Annotated in this window: 14 protein-coding genes; 4 read left to right on the top strand and 10 right to left on the bottom strand. The window is 70.9% G+C overall.

The genetic code is table 11. The features are described from left to right. Positions 1-5 precede the first annotated feature (5 nt). Complete coding sequence (gene sodX / locus OG899_RS08075; RefSeq protein ID WP_125499516.1) at positions 6-440, top strand: nickel-type superoxide dismutase maturation protease; 435 nt, start codon at positions 6-8, stop codon at positions 438-440. Here sodX and OG899_RS08070 read toward each other — a convergent pair. Continuing rightward, positions 323-973: an ABATE domain-containing protein gene (locus tag OG899_RS08070; RefSeq protein WP_125499491.1), complete on the bottom strand. Its 651-nt coding sequence runs from the start codon at positions 971-973 to the stop codon at positions 323-325. The two genes, sodX and OG899_RS08070, sit on opposite strands and share 118 nt — an antisense overlap. Before the next feature lie 100 nt (positions 974-1,073). Here OG899_RS08070 and OG899_RS08065 point away from each other — a divergent pair, with 100 nt between their 5' ends. Beyond that, complete coding sequence (locus OG899_RS08065) at positions 1,074-1,844, top strand: trans-aconitate 2-methyltransferase (protein WP_125499492.1); 771 nt, start codon at positions 1,074-1,076, stop codon at positions 1,842-1,844. Between the two features lie 75 nt (positions 1,845-1,919). On the opposite strand, the gene OG899_RS08060 is transcribed toward OG899_RS08065, so the two are convergent. The 3 genes from OG899_RS08060 to OG899_RS08050 are packed head-to-tail and all read right to left on the bottom strand — an operon-like array spanning position 1,920 to position 4,649. Continuing rightward, positions 1,920-2,672, bottom strand: a complete 753-nt coding sequence (locus tag OG899_RS08060; protein ID WP_125499518.1) for an amino acid ABC transporter ATP-binding protein — start codon at positions 2,670-2,672, stop codon at positions 1,920-1,922. A 50-nt stretch (positions 2,673-2,722) separates the two neighbouring features. After that, entirely contained in the window at positions 2,723-3,661 is a 939-nt protein-coding gene (locus OG899_RS08055; RefSeq protein ID WP_125499493.1) for an amino acid ABC transporter permease, read from the bottom strand. Positions 3,662-3,692: 31 nt separating this feature from the next. Then, positions 3,693-4,649 carry an ABC transporter substrate-binding protein gene (locus OG899_RS08050; protein WP_125499494.1) on the bottom strand — a complete coding sequence of 319 codons (957 nt, stop codon included), beginning with the start codon at positions 4,647-4,649 and terminating at the stop codon, positions 3,693-3,695. Positions 4,650-5,194: 545 nt separating this feature from the next. Here OG899_RS08050 and OG899_RS08045 point away from each other — a divergent pair. Next, positions 5,195-6,415 carry an NADP-dependent malic enzyme gene (locus OG899_RS08045; RefSeq protein WP_125499495.1) on the top strand — a complete coding sequence of 407 codons (1,221 nt, stop codon included), beginning with the start codon at positions 5,195-5,197 and terminating at the stop codon, positions 6,413-6,415. A 481-nt stretch (positions 6,416-6,896) separates the two neighbouring features. After that, complete coding sequence (locus tag OG899_RS08040) at positions 6,897-7,862, top strand: zinc-binding dehydrogenase (RefSeq protein WP_125499496.1); 966 nt, start codon at positions 6,897-6,899, stop codon at positions 7,860-7,862. Positions 7,863-7,948: 86 nt separating this feature from the next. Here OG899_RS08040 and OG899_RS08035 read toward each other — a convergent pair whose 3' ends face one another. The 6 genes from OG899_RS08035 to OG899_RS08010 form a co-directional block, all read right to left on the bottom strand. After that, positions 7,949-8,974, bottom strand: a complete 1,026-nt coding sequence (locus OG899_RS08035; RefSeq protein WP_189428040.1) for a PadR family transcriptional regulator — start codon at positions 8,972-8,974, stop codon at positions 7,949-7,951. A 1-nt stretch (position 8,975) separates the two neighbouring features. Beyond that, a complete protein-coding gene (locus OG899_RS08030; protein WP_168131570.1) occupies positions 8,976-9,902 on the bottom strand; it encodes a DUF4097 family beta strand repeat-containing protein in 927 nt (308 codons plus the stop codon). A gap of 361 nt (positions 9,903-10,263) precedes the next feature. Beyond that, positions 10,264-10,452 carry a DUF6104 family protein gene (locus OG899_RS08025; RefSeq protein WP_308427057.1) on the bottom strand — a complete coding sequence of 63 codons (189 nt, stop codon included), beginning with the start codon at positions 10,450-10,452 and terminating at the stop codon, positions 10,264-10,266. 161 nt (positions 10,453-10,613) lie between these two features. Further along, positions 10,614-14,411: a multifunctional oxoglutarate decarboxylase/oxoglutarate dehydrogenase thiamine pyrophosphate-binding subunit/dihydrolipoyllysine-residue succinyltransferase subunit gene (locus tag OG899_RS08020; protein WP_125499498.1), complete on the bottom strand. Its 3,798-nt coding sequence runs from the start codon at positions 14,409-14,411 to the stop codon at positions 10,614-10,616. Between the two features lie 281 nt (positions 14,412-14,692). After that, positions 14,693-15,799, bottom strand: a complete 1,107-nt coding sequence (locus OG899_RS08015; RefSeq protein ID WP_125499499.1) for a HAMP domain-containing sensor histidine kinase — start codon at positions 15,797-15,799, stop codon at positions 14,693-14,695. After that, positions 15,796-16,533, bottom strand: a complete 738-nt coding sequence (locus OG899_RS08010; RefSeq protein ID WP_125499500.1) for a response regulator transcription factor — start codon at positions 16,531-16,533, stop codon at positions 15,796-15,798. Before OG899_RS08010 ends, OG899_RS08015 begins: the two co-directional genes overlap by 4 nt. Between the last annotated feature and the right edge of the window lie 105 nt (positions 16,534-16,638).

Genomic DNA, 16,638 nt, shown 5'->3' with positions numbered 1-16,638 from the left:
CGGTGATGCCGGAGCTGTCGCAGGAGACCGAGCGCAGGGCGGCCGTGCTGCCCTTCGGCCTGGCGGAGGTGAGCGGGCCGTCCATGGTGCCCACGCTTCACCACGGCGACCGGCTCGTGGTGCAGTACGGGGCCCGGATCCGGCCGGGAGACGTGGTCGTGCTGCGGCACCCCTTCCAGCAGGATCTGCTCATCGTCAAGCGCGCCGTGGAGCGGCGCGAGAGCGGCTGGTGGGTGCTGGGGGACAACCCGTACGCGGGCAGCGACAGCACCGACTTCGGCACCGTGCCTCAGGAGCTGGTGCTGGCGAAGGTGTGGTTCCGCTACCGGCCGCGCACGTCCGCCGCGCGCTCCCCGCTGGCCCGGGTGCGCTGGGCGCTGTCGGCGGTCAGATTCGTGCTCCCCGACCGGTCGGCCTCCAGGCGCTTGCGGGCCCGGTAGGCGGCGACGTTGGCACGGGTGGCGCAGCGGTCGGAGCAGTAGCGGCGGGAGCGGTTGGTGGAGGTGTCCAGGTAGGCGTTGCGGCAGGGCGGGGCCTGGCACAGGCCGAGGCGGTCCACGCCGTACTCGGTGAGGTGGAAGGCCAGGCCCATCGCCGCGATCGCCGCATAGCCGGAGGTGGCGTTGGAGGGATGGTCCGCCAGGTGCATGTGCCACAGCGGGCGCCCGTCCTCGTCGCGCTGGTCGTGTCCGGAGATCTGCGGGCTGACCGGGAACTCCAGCAGCAGCGAGTTCAGCAGCGCCACGGCCAGGGTCTCGTCCCCCTGGTCGGCGGCCTCGAAGACGGCGCGGAGCCGGCTGCGCACCGAACGGAAACGGGTCACGTCGGCCTCGGTGGCGCGCCGGGCCGCCGAGGCGTTGTCGCCGAACAGTTCCCGGACCGCCTCCACCGACGTCAGCCGGTCCTTGCCCCGAGCGGGCTCCTCGCTGTTGACGAGCCGCACGGCGTAATCCGAGTAATAGGCCAGTTCCACTTGTAGTCCTTACGGGTTCGCCCTAGGGTGGCGAGCGCGGTCTTGTAACGGCCGTTCCTGCCTACAGGGTATTACGCGCATCGCGCTCGGGAGGGACACGATGACGGACTCCGGCACCACCGCGGCGGCCGCGGACTGGCAGGCCTGGCAGCGCAGCTGGGACCGGCAGCAGGAGTGGTACATGCCCGACCGCGAGGAGCGCTTCCGCATCATGCTCGACATGGTGGAGGCGCTGGTCGGCACCGCGCCGCGGGTGCTGGACCTGGCCTGCGGCACCGGCAGCATCACCGCCCGCCTCCTCGACCGTTTCCCGCGGGCCACCAGCACGGGCGTCGACCTCGACCCGGCGCTGCTCACCATCGCGCGCGGCACCTTCGAGGGCGACGCACGGGTCACCTTCGTCACCGCCGACCTGACCGACCCCGACTGGCCGGCGCAGCTGCCGTACGACTCCTACGACGCCGTCCTGACCGCCACGGCCCTGCACTGGCTGCACCGCGACCCCCTCGCCGCCCTCTACGGGCAGATCGCGGACCTGGTCCGCGAGGGCGGTGTCTTCCTGAACGCCGACCACATGACCGACGAGACCACCCCGCGGATCAACGAGGCCGAACGCGCCCTGCGGCACGCACGGAGGGAACGGGCCCGGCAGGAGGGCGCCCTCGACTGGGCCGACTGGTGGCAGCTGGCCGCGAAGGACCCGGTGCTGGCCGAACCGACGGCCCGCCGTTTCGCCATCTTCGGCGAGCACGCCGACGGCGACACGCCCTCCGTCGCCTGGCACGCGAAGGTGCTGCGCGCCCGGGGTTTCGCGGAGGTCCGGCCGGTGTGGTGCTCGCCGTCCGACACCCTGGTGCTGGCGCTCAAGTAGCGGTGCCGGCACACCGGGGACGAGGGGCGGTCGCGGCGCCGGCACCGCCCCTCGTCCCCGGTGTGCGCGTCCCGCCTACAGCACCTTCGAAAGGAACGACTGGGTCCGCTTGTGCTGCGGGTCGGTCAGCACGTCCCGCGGGTGGCCGGTCTCGACCACCACGCCCCCGTCCATGAACACCAGGCTGTCGCCGACCTCGCGGGCGAACCCCATCTCGTGGGTGACCACGATCATCGTCATGCCCGATTCGGCCAGGTCCCGCATGACGTCCAGGACGTCACCGACCAGCTCCGGGTCGAGCGCCGAGGTCGGCTCGTCGAACAGCATGAGCTTGGGGTCCATGGCCAGCGCCCGGGCGATCGCCACCCGCTGCTGCTGCCCGCCGGACAGCTGCGACGGGTAGTGCCCGGCCCGGTCGGCCAGACCCACGCGCTCCAGCAGGCTCATCGCGCGGTGATGCGCGTCGGCCCGCCGGGCGCGCTTGACCTGGACCGGCGCCTCCATGACGTTCTCCACGGCCGTCATGTGCGGGAACAGGTTGAACCGCTGGAACACCATGCCGATGTCCCGGCGCTTCAAGGCGACCTCGCGGTCGCGCAGCTCGTAGAGCTTGTCGCCCTGCTGCCGGTAGCCGACCAGTTCGCCGTCCACCCACAGCCGGCCTGCGTTGATCTTCTCCAGGTGGTTGATGCAGCGCAGGAAGGTGGACTTGCCGGAGCCGGACGGGCCGATGAGGCAGCACACCTCGCCCGCCTTGACCTCCAGGTCGATGCCCTTGAGGACCTCCACCTGGCCGAAGGACTTGTGCACGCCCTCCGCCTTGACCATCGGCACGTCCCCGCGGCCCGCGGGCGCCTGCTGCTTGCTGAGCTTGCCGGTCACGCCATGCCTCCCTTGGGCCGGCCGACGGAGAACACGTTCGCCTTGACCTTCTGCCACGGCGTCGGCGGCAGCTGACGGCTGGAGCCGCGGGCGTAGTACCGCTCGAGGTAGTACTGCCCCACGCTCAGCACCGAGGTCAGGATCAGGTACCAGGCCGCGGCGAGGAAGTACATCTCCACGGGGGCACCGGAGACCTGGCCGATGTCCTGTGCGTACCGGAACAGCTCCGGGTACTGCACGGCCGCGACCAGCGAGGTCGTCTTCAGCATGTTGATGACCTCGTTGCCGGTCGGCGGCACGATCACCCGCATGGCCTGCGGGATGATGATCCGCCGCAGGGTCTTGCCGTGGCTCATGCCCAGCGCGTGGGCGGCCTCGGTCTGGCCCTCGTCCACGGCGAGCAGACCGGCACGGCAGATCTCCGCCATGTACGCCGCCTCGTTCAGACCCAGGCCGAGCAGCGCCGTCAGCAGCGGCGTCATGAAGTTCGACCAGTAGTCCTTGTAGATCGGCATCAGGTCGATGTACTCGAAGACCAGGCCGAGGTTGAACCACAGGAACAGCTGCACCAGCACCGGGGTGCCGCGGAAGAACCAGATGTAGAACCAGGCGATGCCCGAGGTCACCGGGTTCTTCGACAAGCGCATCACGGCCAGCACGATGCCGCCGGCGATGCCGATGAGCATCGACAGCACCGTCAGCATCAGCGTCTTGCCGACGCCGGTCATGATCCGGTGGTCGAAGAAGTAGTCGGGAACGGCCTGCCAGTTGATCCTGCCCTGGCTGAACGCGTAGACGATCGCGGCCAGCACGGCGAGGGCGACGAGGGCGGTGACGTACCGCCCGTAGTGGCGGACCGGGATGGCCTTGATGGGCTGGGGCGGGGCCGGGGGCGAGTTCAGGGGACCCGCCGTCTTGTCGATGTCAGCAGTCACGGATGTGCCTCTCGGTGGCCGCTCGGTCCGGTCACTTGCCGCCGTTGATGACGGATTCCTGCACGGCGCCGTCCTGTGCGCCCCACTTCTCGAGGATCTTCTGGTACTCGCCGCTGTCGATGATCGCGTTCATGGCGGCCTGCAGCGCGTCCCGCAGCTGCGTGTCCTTCTTGCCGACGGCGATGCCGTAAGGGGCGGCCTGGACCTGCTCACCCACGATCTGGAAGTCCTTGCCGCCGCCGGAGGTCTTCACCGTGTACGCCGCCACCGGGAAGTCGGCGGACACCGCGTCCGCCCCGCCCGAGCGCAGCCGGGTCTCGGCCTGCTGGTTGTCGTCGAAGGCCTCGATGGTGAGCTTCTTGCCGCTCGGACACTTCTTCGCCTCGGCCTTGGCGAGGTCCTCCGAGACGGTGCCGCGCTCGACCGCGAGCTTCTTGCCGCACAGATCCGGCCAGGACGTGATGCCCCGGGTGTCGCCCTTGCGCGTGTAGAGGGAGACGCCGGCGCTGAGGTAGTCGACGAAGTCCACGCCCTCGCCGACCTTCTTGCCGGTATCGGGGTCCACACCCTGCTGACGGCTCTTGTTGTCGGTCATCGCCGACATGGCGATCCGGTAGCGGCCGGAGCGCAGACCGGTCAGCAGCGCGTCGAAGGTGCCGTTGTGGAACTGGAACTTCACGCCGAGCTGCCTGCCCAGAGCGGCCGCGAGGTCGGGGTCGAGGCCGACGACCTTGCCGGAGTCGTCCTTGAACTCCACCGGCGCGTAGGCGATGTCGGAGCCGACGTCGATGACACCCTCGCCGCGGACGTCCGCCGGGAGCAGGTGGGCGAGCGGAGCCGAGGCGGACGCGCCCGTGTCGGACGACTGGGCGTTCTTGGTCTGGTCACCGCAGCCGGTGAGCGTCAGGGCGCCTGCGACCGCGATCGCACCGACCACGGCCAGACGCGGGTGTGTGGCGGTCGGACGACGCGTGGAGCCTGCGGTCATGGTGGGTTCCTCCGGCGGTGGGTGGAGTTGCCGTTCGGTCGCCGACAACACACACCTTCGGGTGTCGCGACCTCGTGTGATTGACGCATCTTGCCATCGGGTCCGCGCCATACAGGGCAGTCGCGATGTCAAAATCGCATAACAGGTGGCCGTGCAACCGCGTGCCGCCGTCGGACCGCACAGGACGCTGTGCGGGAACATTTCCTTCCGACAGGAAGATTTCCGGCAGGTCTCGGAATGTGGGCCGTCGGAGCGGAGTTTTCCCGCCACCCTGCGGCCGTGTCGGGCCATTGTTCGTCTTTTGTCCCCCTATTGGGCCACGTGTCGTATCGCCATCATGTGACCTTCGCGTTATCGACCTGTCGTCGGCGCCGTCCGTCCGGTATGAAGGTTCTTTACACCCCTCATCCGGGGCTCAGGGCGCGTGTGCGGCGCGCCCGTCGCGTACGCCCGCACGCATCACTGACTGGGGCGTACGCGGTCCCGCCCACCCCTCACCAGGAGTGGCCACCCTCAATCCATGACCGTTAAGGGGTAAAGACACCGTGGCAGCGGAGATCGTCAATCCTTGCAGCGACAGCACGGACCAGGACGGCGGAGCAGAGCCGCTCGATTCCTTCGACCCGGCCTTCGCGCTGCACCGCGGCGGCAAGATGGCCGTGCAGGCCACCGTGCCGGTCCGGAACAAGGACGACCTGTCCCTGGCGTACACACCCGGCGTCGCGCGGGTGTGCACCGCCATCGCCGAGCAGCCCGAGCTGGTGCACGACTACACGTGGACGTCGTCCGTCGTGGCCGTCGTCACCGACGGCACGGCCGTGCTGGGGCTCGGAGACATCGGTCCCCGGGCCTCCCTTCCCGTGATGGAGGGCAAGGCGATCCTCTTCAAGCAGTTCGGCGGCGTGGACGCGGTGCCGATCGCCCTGGACTGCACCGACACCGACGAGATCGTCGACACCGTGGTGCGCCTGGCGCCGTCGTTCGGCGGCATCAACCTGGAGGACATCTCCGCGCCGCGCTGCTTCGAGATCGAGCGCAGGCTCCAGGAGCGCCTGGACATCCCGGTCTTCCACGACGACCAGCACGGCACGGCGGTCGTGACCCTCGCGGCGCTGCGCAACGCCGCCCGGTTGAGCGGACGCGCCCTCGGCGACCTGCGGGCGGTGATCTCCGGCGCGGGCGCGGCCGGGGTCGCCATCGCCCGGATGCTGGTCGAGGCCGGCATCGGCGATGTCGCGGTGGCCGACCGCAAGGGCATCGTCTCGGCGGACCGGGAGGACCTCACCCCGGTCAAGCGGGAGCTGGCCTCCTTCACCAACCGGGCCCGACTCAGCGGGTCCCTGCAGGACGCGCTCGCCGGGGCGGACGTGTTCATCGGCGTCTCCGGCGGCACGGTGCCCGAGGAGGCCGTGGCGTCGATGGCGAAGGGCGCCTTCGTGTTCGCCATGGCCAACCCGGACCCGGAGGTCCACCCGGACGTCGCGCACAAGTACGCGGCGGTCGTCGCCACCGGGCGGTCGGACTTCCCGAACCAGATCAACAACGTTCTGGCCTTCCCCGGCATCTTCGCCGGCGCGCTCCAGGTGCGGGCGTCCCGGATCACCGAGGGCATGAAACTCGCGGCGGCCGAGGCACTGGCCGGGGTCGTCGGGGACGACCTCGCCGCGGACTACGTCATCCCCTCGCCGTTCGACGAGCGGGTGGCTCCCGCCGTGACGGCGGCGGTCGCGGCCGCGGCCCGCGCCGAGGGCGTGGCCCGGCGCTGACCCGACGGGACCGGACGCCGCGGGCCGGACCCCGATACCGCGGGCCGGACGCCGCGACCGGGCGCCGTCCGGCCCGCGCGACGGGTCCGATGCGACCCGTCGGCCTCACCGCCCTGCCGCGGCCTCGTCGGACCGGCCCGCACGGCCCCGCCCGCACGGGCGGGTCGTGCTGTGTCCCCGGGCGGGACACAGCGGACCGGGGAACCGGGGCCGGGCGCCGAGCCCGGCTGACCGCCGGGCGGCCCATGGACCGCCGGACGGTCACGGGCCCCCGGACGGTCACGGGCCCCCGGACGGTCAGGGGCCGTCGGCGGTGCACGGGGCGTCGTGCGGTCTGCGGCGGCGTCGTGCGGGCCGGGGAGCGCGTCGGGCGCGGCGGGCCGGGCCGGCGCCGTCCTGTCGGGGGACGGCTTGGCAAGAGGGCGTGTGTCACAGGGCGGCGAGGTACCGCGGGCCGGTCCGCGCCCCTATCGTCAAGGTCATGTTCGCTGTCTACGCCGCCCGAATCGACCGCGACCAGCCGCTGAACGGGCTGGAGACGGGGGAGCGCCCGGCCCCCGAGGCCCGCCCCGGCTGGAGCACCGTCAACGTCAGGGCCGCCTCCCTGAACCACCACGACCTGTGGTCGCTCAAGGGCGTCGGCCTGTCCGAGGACAAGCTGCCGATGATCCTCGGCTGCGACGCCGCCGGCGTCGACGAGGACGGCAACGAGGTCGTGCTGCACTCCGTCATCGGACAGAGCGGGCACGGCGTCGGCCCCCGGGAGCCGCGGTCCATCCTGACCGAGCGTTACCAGGGCACCTTCGCCGAGCAGGTCGCGGTGCCCACCTGGAACCTGCTGCCCAAGCCCAAGGGCCTCTCCTTCGAGGAGGCCGCCTGCCTGCCCACGGCCTGGCTGACCGCGTACCGGATGCTCTTCACCAACGCGGGGGTGCGTCCCGGCGACTCCGTTCTCGTGCAGGGCGCCGGCGGCGGGGTCGCCACGGCAGCGATCGTGCTCGGCAAGGCCGCGGGGCTGAAGGTGTTCGCCACCAGCCGCGACGAGGCCAAGCGCAAGCGGGCCCTGGAGCTGGGCGCCGTGGAGGCCGTCGAGCCGGGCGCCCGGCTGCCGCAGCGGGTGGACGCGGTGCTGGAGACGGTGGGCGCGGCCACCTGGTCCCACTCGGTGAAGTCGCTCCGCCCCGGCGGCACGATCGTCATCTCCGGTGCCACCAGCGGCGACCGGCCCTCCCACGCGGAGCTGACCCGTATCTTCTTCCTGGAGCTGAAGGTGGTCGGGTCCACGATGGGCACCAAGGACGAGCTGGAGGACCTGCTCTCCTTCTGCGACACCACCGGTGTGCGTCCCGTCATCGACGAGATCCTCCCGCTCGACCGGGCCCGCGAGGGGTTCGAACGGATGGCGTCGGGCGGGCAGTTCGGCAAGATCGTCTTCACCGTGGGCTGACCGGCAGGGCACCTGGCGGGCTCCCGGCCCGCCAGGTGCCGGGCGACCGGGACGTCCGTGTCCGGCCGTCCCGGTCGCGCCCGCCGTCACTTCTGCGGAGCGCGCAGCAGCGCCCCGATGCGGGCGGCCGCCTCGGACAAGTGGTGCCGGGTCTTGCGGAGTTGCTCCGCGGTGACGCCGTGGTCGCGGGCCGCGTCGCGGATGTCGTCCCGGAAGCGGTCCAGCAGCCGGTCCAGATCGCGGGCCGGGTCGCCGGTGAACTCCTCGTGCGCCCATGCGGGTTCGTAGGCGGCGGGGAAGTCCTCGGGGGTCTGGGAGTACTCGGGGCGCTGGTACTGGGTGCCGTTCGACGGCCGGCCGAAGCCGAAGTCCTTGCCGAACTCCTTGCCGAAGGTGCCCACCTCCTTGGCCAGTTCGGCCAGGCCCTCCCGCACCCCGGTCGGCCAGTCGCCGCGGGCGAAGTGGTCCTGCACCTGCTGCTGGATCCGGCGGGCGATGCGCTGGAGTTCCTCCTGCGCCTGCGCACGGGCCCGCTCCTGGGCCTCCTTCGCCTGGCGCCGCGCCCGCTGCGCCTCCTCGCGCGCCCGGCGGCTCTCGTCCTTGGCGCGGCGGGCCTGTTCCTTCCACTCCTGCTTGACGCGCCGCATCTCCTCCTTCGCGGCCTGCCACGCCTCCCGCTCGTCCACGAAACCGTGTTCCCCGGCCTCGCCGCCGGGGGCGCCCTGCCGGGCCTGGGAGGCCTGGGCGCGCATCTCGCGCCGCAGTTTGCCCGCCGCGCCACGCACATCGGCGCGGATCTCGGCTGCCAGCTCCGCAACCGACTCGCGGATCTCCAGCTCCAGGTCGGCCAGTTCGCCGCTGCGCTCGGCGAGTTCGGCACGGCCGGCGTCGGTGATGGCGTACACCTTGCGGCCGCCCTCGGTGGTGTGGGTGACCAGGCCCTCGGCCTCCAGCTTGGCCAGCCGCGGGTAGACGGTGCCGGCCGACGGCGCGTACAGGCCCTGGAAGCGCTCCTCCAGCAGGCGGATCACCTCGTAGCCGTGGCGAGGCGCCTCGTCCAGCAGCTTGAGCAGGTACAGGCGGAGGCGGCCGTGAGCGAAGACGGGAGGCATGTCAGAGCACCTTCTTGTCGGTCGTGCCGTCGGTCGGACCGTCCGTCGCGGGGCCGGTCCCGGGGGCGGCCGGGGTGCCGCCGGGGTCGGTGTCCGAGGCGGCCTCCCAGCCCTCCTCCTCCGTCGGCGGACGCCGCAGCAGGGCGATCGAACCGGAGGCCGTGCTCGCCTTCACCCTGCCGCGGCCGGTGCCCAGCCGGCCGGTGATCCGCTTGGCACCCCACTGGCCGTCGACCCGCAGGTCCTCGAACGCGTTGGACACCGTACCGCTCGCGGTGTTCGCCTCCACCCGGGTGTCCGCCGGATGGGGCAGCCGTATGGCGATCTCCCCGGAGACGCTGGTCAGGGTGACGTCGGTGGGCCGGTCCGCCGGGTCCAGGTCGACGATCACGGAGCCGCTCACCGAGTCCGCCCGGACCGACGTGCCGGTGCCCTCCACCACCGTCAGATCCCCGGAGACCGAGTGGAACCGCAGGTCCCCGGAGAGGGCCTGGGCCTCCACGGCGCCGGAGACGGTGTCCGCGCTGACCGGGCCGGTCAGGCCCACCAGTGTGGTGTCCCCGGTGACGCCCCGCACCGCCGTGGCCCCGCTGATGCCCGACACCATGGCGGTGGCGCCGACGACACCCACCTCGACCCGGGTGGCGGCCGGAACGGCCAGCGTGACCACGGCGCTGCGCCGCCAGCCCTTGGGGTCGAACCACTTCAGGAAGCCCTTCCAGGGCAGGTCCTCGTAGGCCACGGTGAGCGTGCCGTCCCGTTGGGTCACCACCAGCGGTGGCCCCTCGATCTCGGAGACCTCCAGGCGGGCGGTGGTCTCGTCGGTGCCGACCACGTTCACCGCGCCCTGGACGATGCGGACGTTGAGCCGGGTGACGGGTTCGTCGAAGGTGAGCTTCGCCGGTTCTCCCACGGACCACTCGGACATGGGACAGACCTCCTCTGACGGGCCGGGCCACACAGGAGAGCGGCACCGGAAGACAGGACCGGAGACACGGGCAGTCACGAGGACACGAGCGGACGTCGAGCCGGGCATCGCGCCATATCGCATCCTCACCAGACACGATATATCGCGGTCCGTGGAAGTCAAGACACACCGTGACGCATCGTGAGAACGAGGCTCCGTGCAAGCGAGGCACCGTGAGAACGACACGCGCCCCCTGGCACGACAAGCGCCCCCGAAACGACGAAGCGCCCCCGAAGGGGCGCCGCGGCAGTGTCCGGACCGGCCGTCCTGGCCGGTCCGGCCCGAGAAGGGCCCGGCCGGCACCGGCCGGTGGTGACCGGTCCTACTCGTCCTCGTCGTCCAGTCGCGCGAGCCAGGTCGCCAGCCGTTCCACCGGAACCTCGAAGTCCGGGTTCAGATCGACGAAGGTGCGCAGTTGCTCGGCGAGCCACTCGAAGGTGATCTCCTCCTCGCCGCGCCGCTTCTCGAGTTCTTCGATGCCGCGGTCAGTGAAGTACATGCGGTCAAGGATAAGGGCGGGCCTCGATCGCCGTACCGGCTGCCGGAAGCGGCCGGTCCGCTCCCCGTGACCCGCCGGAAGCACCCCCGTACACGCAGCGGCGCCGCCGTACGGACCCGAAGGTCCGGTACGGCGGCGCCGTGTGCGTCAGGCCGGTGGGCCGGCGCGCCGGATCAGATCTCGAAGACTTCCTTCACCAGCTGCGCCTGCTCCTGCTGGTGCCGCTTGGCCGAGCCCACCGCCGGGGAGGCGGAGGCCGGACGGGACACCCGGCGCAGACGGTCGGCGTTGTCCGGCGCCGCGCCGAGGACCAGGTCGAGGTGGTCGATCAGGTTCAGCGCGATGAACGGCCAGGCACCCTGGTTCGCCGGCTCCTCCTGCGCCCACACGTACTTCTCGGCGTTGGTGTACGGCGCCAGCGCCTCCTGCAGCTCCTTGCCCGGCAGCGGGTACAGCCGCTCGATGCGGATCAGCGCGGTGTCGGTGACGCCCCGCTTCTGCCGCTCCGCCTCCAGGTCGTAGTAGAGCTTGCCGGTGCAGAAGACGACCTTGCGGACCGCCTCCGGCGCCACCGTCGTGTCACCGATGACCGGCTGGAAGGAGCCGGTGGTGAAGTCCTCGGCCTTCGAGGTGGCGGCCTTCAGACGCAGCATCGACTTCGGGGTGAAGACGACCAGCGGACGGTGGTGCGGGTTGCGCACCTGCCAGCGCAGCAGGTGGAAGTAGTTCGCCGGGGTCGTCGGCACGGCCACGGTCATGCTGTTCTGCGCGCACAGCTGCAGGAACCGCTCGATGCGGGCCGAGGAGTGGTCCGGGCCCTGGCCCTCGTAGCCGTGCGGCAGGAGCAGGACGACGCCGGAGGTCTGGCCCCACTTCTGCTCCGCGGAGGAGATGAACTCGTCCACGACCGTCTGAGCGCCGTTGGCGAAGTCGCCGAACTGCGCCTCCCACATCACCAGGGCGTCCGGGCGGGCCAGCGAGTAACCGTATTCGAAGCCCATCGCCGCGTACTCGCTGAGCAGCGAGTCGTAGACGTTGAAGCGGGCCTGGTCCTCCGACAGGTGCAGCAGCGGCGTGTAGTCCTCGCCGGTGACCCGGTCGATGAGCACCGCGTGCCGCTGGCCGAAGGTGCCGCGGCGGGAGTCCTGGCCGGCCAGGCGGACCGGGACGCCCTCCAGCAGCAGCGAACCGAAGGCCAGGGTCTCGCCCATCGCCCAGTCGATCGTGCCGTCCTCGACCATGGCCGCGCGGCGCTGCAGCTGCGGCAGCAGACGCGGGTGGACGTTGAACGACTCGGGGATGTTGATCTGGGACTCGGCGATCCGCTTGACGACCTCGGCGCTGACCGCGGTGTCGACCGGCACCGGGAACTCGCCCTGAGGCTCCACCGGGGCCTCCACCTTCTCGGCGGGCTGCGTGGTGGCGTCGCGGACCTCGGTGAAGACCTTCTCCAGCTGGCCCTGGTAGTCCTGCAGCGCCTGCTCGGCCTCCTCCAGCGTGATGTCGCCGCGACCGATCAGGGACTCGGTGTACAGCTTGCGCACCGAGCGCTTCTTGTCGATCAGGTCGTACATCAGCGGCTGGGTGAAGGACGGGTTGTCGGCCTCGTTGTGACCGCGGCGGCGGTAGCAGATGAGGTCGATGACGACGTCCTTGTTGAACGCCTGGCGGAACTCGAAGGCGAGCCGCGCCACGCGGACGCAGGCCTCCGGGTCGTCGCCGTTGACGTGGAAGATCGGCGCCTCGATCATGCGGGCCACGTCGGTGGCGTACATCGAGGACCGCGACGAGGCGGGCGGCGCGGTGAAGCCGACCTGGTTGTTGATGACGATGTGGACGGTGCCGCCGGTGCGGTAGCCGCGCAGCTGCGACATGTTCAGCGTCTCGGCGACCACGCCCTGGCCGGCGAACGCGGCGTCGCCGTGCAGGGCGACCGGCAGGACGGTGAAGTCCGTGCCGCCCTTGTTGATGATGTCCTGCTTGGCGCGGGCGACGCCCTCCAGGACCGGGTCCACCGCCTCCAGGTGCGAGGGGTTGGCGACCAGCGAGACCTTGATCTGCTCGCCGTCCAGGCCGGTGAAGGTGCCCTCGGCGCCCAGGTGGTACTTCACGTCGCCGGAGCCGTGCATCGACTTCGGGTCGAGGTTGCCCTCGAACTCGCGGAAGATCTGCGCGTAGGACTTGCCGACGATGTTGGCCAGGACGTTCAGGCGGCCGCGGTGGGCCATGCCGATGACGACCTCGTCCAGGCGGGACTCGGCCGCCGAGTCGATGATCGCGTCGAGCAGCGGGATGACGGACTCGCCGCCCTCGAGGGAGAAGCGCCGCTGGCCGACGTACTTGGTCTGCAGAAACGTCTCGAAGGCCTCGGCGGCGTTCAGACGGCGCAGGATGCGCAGCTGCTCGTCCCGCTCCATCTTGGCGTGCGGGCGCTCCACGCGGTCCTGGATCCACTTGCGCTGCTTCGGGTCCTGGATGTGCATGTACTCGACGCCGACGGTGCGGCAGTACGAGTCGCGCAGCACGCCGAGGATGTCGCGCAGCTTCATCATCGACTTGCCGGCGAAGCCGCCGACGGCGAACTCGCGCTCCAGGTCCCACAGGGTGAGGCCGTGCTCGACGATGTCCAGGTCGGGGTGCTTGCGCTGCTTGTACTCCAGCGGGTCGGTGTCGGCCATGACGTGACCGCGGACCCGGTAGGAGTGGATCAGCTCGAAGACGCGGGCGGCCTTGGTGACGTCGTCGTCGTGGGAGGCGTCGATGTCCTTCAGCCAGCGCACCGGCTCGTAGGGGATGCGCAGCGCCTCGAAGATCTCGTCGTAGAAGTTGTTCTCGCCCAGCAGCAGGTTGGCGACCTGGCGGAGGAACTCGCCGGAGGCGGCGCCCTGGATCACCCGGTGGTCGTAGGTCGACGTGAGCGTCATGACCTTCGAGATACCGAGCTTGTTCAGGGTGTCCTGGCTGGTGCCCTGGAACTCAGCCGGGTAGTCCATGGACCCGACGCCCATGATCAGGGACTGGCCGGGCATCAGGCGCGGCACCGAGTGGACGGTGCCCAGGCCGCCGGGGTTGGTCAGGGAGACCGTCACGCCGGTGAAGTCGTCCATCGTCAGCTTGCCCTCGCGGGCGCGGCGGACGATGTCCTCGTAGGCCTGCCAGAACTCGAAGAAGTTCAGCGTCTCGGCCTTCTTGATCGCCGCGACGACCAGCTGGCGGTCGCCGTTCGGCTTGACCAGGTCGATGGCGAGACCGAGGTTGACGTGCTCCGGCTTGACCAGGGTGGGCTTGCCGTCCTTGACCGCGTACGACCAGTTCATGGACGGCATGGCCTTGATGGCCTGCACCATCGCGTACCCGATGAGGTGCGTGAAGGAGATCTTCCCGCCGCGGGCGCGCTTGAGGTGGTTGTTGATGACGATGCGGTTGTCGAACAGCAGCTTCACCGGGACGGCACGCACGGACGTGGCCGTGGGCATCTCCAGTGAGGCGTCCATGTTCTTGGCGACCGCGGCGGACGGGCCGCGCAGCGTCACGAATTCGGGGCCCTCCGCAGCCTCGGTCGCGGGCGCGGCCTTGGCGGCGGGCTTGGCGGCCGCCGGAGCCTTCGCGGCGGGCTTCGCCGGGGCCGGCGCGGGCGCCTTCGCGGGCGCGGCGGGCTGAGCGGGCGCCGGGGCCTGGGAGGCCGGCGCGGCCTGGGCCGGGGCCGCAGGCGTCGGGGGAGCCGTGGTGGTGCCCGCGGCCCCAGCGGCCGTGGGGGCCGACGGCGCCGAGGAGTCAGCGGCGGCTGCTCCCGGCTTGTAGTCGGCGAAGAAGTCCCACCAGGCGCGGTCTACGGAGTTCGGGTCCTGGAGGTACTGCTGATAGATCTCGTCGACGAGCCACTCGTTGGCACCGAATGCGGCCGCGGGGTTCTTCCCGGCTTGGTCGGTCTCGGTGGAGATGCTCGAGTTACTGGGGGACTGTGGCGACACGGCGGCAACCGCCCTCTTCCGCTTCACAAGGTGATGGACAGCGGGAATAAAGGCTACGCCTCCGGGACGGTGAAGGTCAGGTCGAGCCGGTCCTTCGTCGTGTAAGTCACATCCAACGCGGTGTTTCGGGGCTGGAAATGGCGGGAAACAACCGTGGTTCGCCCTCGTCAGGGAAGGGGGCACCCGGGCCTGACCCGGTGCGGGTGCAGGCCCTTGCCTGATCACACGCGCCCGGCCCGCCGGGCAGCAGTGGATCTTGATCGTCCGGGGGAGACTTTACGTCAACTTTGCGTTGAGGACGTTCCCGGAAGGGTGACGCGGATCCGACAGCCCCGCTCGGATTCGGCCACACCGATCCGGCCACCGTGCAGCTCGACCACCCAGCGGGCGATCGCCAGGCCCAGCCCGGTGCCGCCGTCGCTGCCCGGGCCGTGCGGCCGGCTGACCGCACCCCGGTTGAACCGCTCGAAGACGCGGTGCCACTCCGAACGGGGGATGCCGGGACCCTCGTCGAGGACCTCCAGCTCCAGCGACTCCGGCTGCTCGCCGGGCCGCGCCTTGACCGTCACCCGCCCGTGCGGCGGGCTGTGCTTGACGGCGTTGTCGATGAGATTCGCCACCACCTGGTGGATGCGCTCCGGGTCCGCGTACGCCACCAGCTCCGGCGGCGAGACGTCCAGGTGCAGATGCACGTCCGTGCGGGTGTGGCTGCCGGAGCCGCCGGTCATGTCCGCCCGCGCGGAGGCGACCATGTTGGCCTCCTTCAGCACGCCGGACAGATACGGCCAGACCTCGAACCGCCGCATCTTCAGCGGCACCACGCCGTTGTCCAGGCGGGACAGGTCCAGCAGCGTCTCCACCAGCCGGCCCAGCCGCTCGGTCTGCTTCAGCGCCGTGCGCATCGTCTCGGGGTCGGCCTCGGTGACCCCGTCCACGATGTTCTCCAGCACCGCGCGCAGGCCCGCGATCGGCGTGCGCAGCTCGTGCGAGACGTTCGCCACCAGCTCTTTGCGCTGCTGGTCCTGGGCCGCCAGCTCGTCGGCCATGCGGTTGATCGTCTGCGCCAGGTGGCCCAGCTCGTCCCTGCGGTTCTCGCGCACCCGGCGCGTGTAGTCGCCGTGCGAGATCGAGCGGGCCACCGTGTTCATCTCGTCCAGCGGCGCGGTGAGCGAGTGCGCCACGAACTGCGTGATCAGCAGCGTCGCGATCATGGAGAAGACCATGATGAAGCGCAGCTCGGTCTTGGTGTGCACCGCGATCATCGACAGACCGGTGGTGATCAGCACCGAGATGACGACCATCGCGCCCAGCTTGGTCTTGATGGAGAACGGGCGCATGCCGCCCCAGGACTGGCTCCGGTCCTTGCGCGCGGCCGGTGCGTCGCTCATGGGGTCGGCGTCTCCAGGGCGTAGCCCACGCCGTGCACCGTGCGGATCCGCTCCGCGCCGATCTTCCGCCGCAGCGCCTTGATGTGGCTGTCGACGGTCCGGGTGCCGGAGGCGTCCGCCCAGTCCCACACCTCGGCCAGCAGCTGCTCACGGGAGAGCACCGCGCGCGGGGTGTTCGCCAGGCACACCAGCAGGTCGAACTCCGTCGGCGTCAGATGCACGTCCTGGCTGCGCACCCGCACCCGGCGCTGCGCGTGGTCGATCTCCAGTTCGCCCAGCCGCAGCACGCCGCTGCGCGGGGTCGCCGCGGCCAGCGCGGCCCGCTCCACGCGGCGCAGCAGCACATGCACGCGCGCGACCAGCTCGCGCATGGAGAACGGCTTGGTCATGTAGTCGTCGGCGCCGACCCCGAGCCCGACCAGCATGTCGGTCTCGTCGTCCCGCGCCGTGAGCATCAGCACCGGCACCGGCCGCTGGGCCTGCACCCGGCGGCAGACCTCCAGCCCGTCGAAGCCGGGCAGCATCACGTCGAGGATCAGCAGATCGGGCTGCCAGGCCTCCGCGACGTCGACGGCGGCCGGACCGTCGCCCGCCGTTTGCACGAGGAATCCCTCGGCGCGCAGGCGGGTGGCGATGGCGTCGATGATGGTGTGGTCGTCCTCGACCACCAGGACCCGGCGCTGCGCACCGGGACCCGCCGTCGTGCCGTTGTGCGAGGTGTGTGTCTGCTCCATCGCCCGCCCCTGAGGTGTGCTTCGGAATCCGTGGGGTGATTCCTTGACTGCGCGTGGTTGCGATCGACGCTTGATCGGCGTCAGGGCAGCAGCGTACGCACAGTC

This window comes from Streptomyces thermoviolaceus (assembly GCF_045209695.1).
GTDB lineage: Bacteria > Actinomycetota > Actinomycetes > Streptomycetales > Streptomycetaceae > Streptomyces > Streptomyces thermoviolaceus.
This window is presented reverse-complemented; position numbering and strand designations above follow the sequence as displayed.